This is a genomic window from Streptomyces sp. MnatMP-M17 (assembly GCF_900091995.1).
In the GTDB taxonomy this organism is placed as follows: domain Bacteria; phylum Actinomycetota; class Actinomycetes; order Streptomycetales; family Streptomycetaceae; genus Streptomyces.
Genome location: NZ_FMDK01001124.1, coordinates 1 through 3152, shown reverse-complemented (window position 1 = coordinate 3152; position 3152 = coordinate 1). Strand labels below are relative to the sequence as shown.

Sequence of the window (3152 nt, the reverse complement as noted above, 5' to 3'; positions counted from 1 at the left end):
GCGCCCGCGCTGCTGCCGGACGAGCTGCCGGGCCTGGACTCGGCCGGTGGCCGGCTGTCCGCGCATCCGGGCGACTTCGAGCTGCCCGCGCCCAGGGCCAACGCTCCGGGCAGCTCTCCGGCCGCCGCTCCGGTCCCGCCCGAGGTCCCGTCCGATCCACGCACCGCCGGTCCCGGCCCGGCCGTCCCGACCGTTCCGGCCGTCTCGGCCTCCGCCGGTGCCAAGCTCTGTGTCGCCTGCCGCGCCGGGCGTGTCGACACGGACGGCTACTGCGAGAACTGCGGGCACGCCCAGCCGCGCGAACGGGACCATGTGGAGCAGGAGCTGGGCGCGGTGGCCGCCGTCAGCGACCGCGGTCTGCGCCATCACCGTAACGAGGACGCCTTCGCCGTCTCCTGCGCCGCCCTGCCCGACGGTACGCCCGCCGTGGTCGCGGTCGTCTGTGACGGCGTCTCCTCCGCGACGCGTCCCGACGAGGCCTCGGCCGCCGCAGCCGCCTCGGCCAACGAATCCCTGCTGGAGTCGCTGGCGCGCGGTACGCATCCGCAGCAGGCGATGCACGAGGCGATCGTCGTCGCCGCCGAGGCCGTCAACTCTCTGGCGCCGATGGCCGCCAGTGCCCTGGACGGCGATCCGCACCGCCATCGGAACGCGCCGGCGTGCACGATCGTCGGCGCCGTGGTCGCCGGCGGACTGCTGGTAATCGGCTGGATCGGCGACAGCAGGGCGTACTGGGTGCCCGACGACCGCCAGGGCCCGCCCGCCCGGCTCACCGAGGACGACTCCTGGGCGGCCCAGATGGTCGCGGCGGGACTGATGAACGAGGCGGAGGCGTACGCGGACGAGCGCGCGCACGCCATCACCGGCTGGCTCGGCGCCGACGCGTACGAACTGGAGCCGCACACCGCGTCCTTCAAACCGGACCGCCCGGGTGTGGTGGTGGTCTGCACGGACGGACTGTGGAACTACGCGGAGGGCGCCGACGAGATGGCCAGAGCTCTGCCGGCCGACGCGGCGCGACGGCCGCTGCACGCCGCTCAAGTACTGGTCGGACACGCGCTCGACGGTGGGGGCCACGACAACGTAACAGTGGCGGTACTGCCGTTCGCCGTCCCACCGCAAGGGGCAGGATCCGCCTACAACGCGGCGTGACTGCCGCTCTGCCCATATGCGCACCGTTTTCACTTGTCTCTTCTCCACTTGTCCCTGCTGTGTGGAGCGTCAAGGAGCCGATACAGATGGCGAACTTCTCCAAGTCGACCGTGCCGCAGTTCTCCGTCGACGTGTACCAGAACGAATACCTGCCCGAGGGCGGGCGCGAGGTCAACGCGATCGTCACGGTCACGTCCACAGGAGGCGGCACCACCGGTGGAGTGCCGCTGGCCGGGACCTCGCTCATACCGGCGGCCCGTCCGGGACAGGACCCGAACGCGGCCGTGGTGATCATGGTCGACTGTTCGGGATCGATGGACTATCCGGCGACGAAGATGCGCAACGCGCGCGATGCCACGGCCGCCGCGGTCGACACGCTGCGCGACGGTGTCGCGTTCGCGATCGTCGGCGGTACGCATCTGGCGAAGGAGATCTATCCCGGCAACGGCGGACTCGCGACGGCCGACGCGCGGACCAGAGCGCAGGCCAAGGAGGCGCTGCGCCGGATCAGCGCGGGCGGCGGCACGGCGATCGGCACCTGGCTGCGGCTGGCCGACCGGCTGCTGGCCACGGCCGATGTGCCGATCCGGCACGGCATCCTGCTCACCGACGGCCGGAACGAACACGAGTCCGCGGCCGATCTGAGGGCCACGCTGGACGCCTGCGCGGGCCGCTTCACCTGTGACGCCCGGGGTGTCGGTACGGACTGGGAGGTGAAGGAGGTCACCGGTATCGCCTCCGCGCTGCTCGGCACCGCCGATATCGTCGCCGATCCGGCCGGCCTGGCCGCGGACTTCACCCGGATGATGGAGAACGCGATGGGCAAGGAGGTCGCGGATGTGGCACTGCGGCTGTGGACGCCCGTCGGCGTGGAGATCGGCTTCATCAAGCAGGTGGCGCCCACCGTCGAGGACCTGACCGGAAGACGCGTGGAGGCGGGACCGAGAGCGGGTGATTATCCGACCGGTTCCTGGGGCGACGAATCGCGCGATTACCACGTGTGTGTACGGGTTCCCGAGGCCGGAATCGGCCAGGAGATGCTGGCCGCGCGCGTCTCACTGATCCTTCCCGGCACCGGCGGCGGCGCACCCGAGGTGCTGTCGCAAGGGCTGGTACGGGCGGTGTGGACGGATGACATGGCCGCCTCCACCGCCATCAATCCGCAGGTCGCGCACTACACCGGCCAGGCGGAGCTGGCACAGGTCATCCAACAGGGCCTCGACGCCCGCAAGTCGGGCGATTTCGACGGCGCCACCGCGAAACTGGGACGCGCGGTACAGCTCGCGGCGTCGTCCGGAAACGCCGATACGGCGAAACTCCTTTCGAAGGTGGTGGACGTGGTCGACGCGGCGACGGGTACTGTGCGACTGAAGGCGAGGGTCGCGGACGCCGACGAGATGACACTCGAAACGCGCTCCACCAAGACCGTTCGCGTCAAGAAATAGCGTCAAGAACGTCAAGAAGCAGCGTCAAGAAGCAGCACACGGCACAGGAGCCGTCAGCGGAGTCGACGGCGGAGCGGCACAAGAGCCGTCACGGTGAGCACGCGGCCTCCGGGCCGGAAGAGGAGAGGGGGAAGCGCCGACATGCCGACCTGCCCGAACGGACACCAGTCGGGTTCCGAGGACTGGTGCGAGGTCTGCGGCCATCGTATGGCCGGGCCGGGCGCTGCGGCCGGCGCCGTACCGCCGCCTCCTCCCCCGCCGCCGCCCGCGCCCGGTTACGGTTTTCCGCCGCCAGGGCCAGGGGCCTCCGCCCAGGCCGAGCTGTGCCCGCAGTGCCGCACTCCGCGCGAGCCGATGGCTCCGTACTGCGAGGAGTGCCGCTGGAACTTCCTGACGAACACGGCGACGTCGTACACACCGCTGGCGCCGCAGCACTCGGCTCCCGGTGGTCCGGGAGGCGCGGGCGGATTCGGCGGTCCCGGTGGCCCTGGCGGTCCCCGCGGCCCGGTACCCGGTCTGAATCTGCCGCCCGGCTTCCAGGCCCAGCAGGGACCG

General features: G+C 71.3%; 2 protein-coding genes and 1 pseudogene. All 3 read left to right on the top strand.

Annotation, left to right across the window (positions count from 1 at the left end):
- Positions 1–1152 (top strand): PP2C family protein-serine/threonine phosphatase (locus GA0115259_RS36815; protein WP_093604855.1); only part of this gene is annotated, 1152 nt, incomplete at its 5' end.
- Between the two features lie 86 nt (positions 1153–1238).
- Positions 1239–2597 carry a vWA domain-containing protein gene (locus GA0115259_RS36810; protein WP_093604853.1) on the top strand — a complete coding sequence of 453 codons (1359 nt, stop codon included), beginning with the start codon at positions 1239–1241 and terminating at the stop codon, positions 2595–2597.
- 141 nt (positions 2598–2738) lie between these two features.
- Positions 2739–3152, top strand: a pseudogene (locus GA0115259_RS36805) (phosphopeptide-binding protein); the annotation flags it as partial.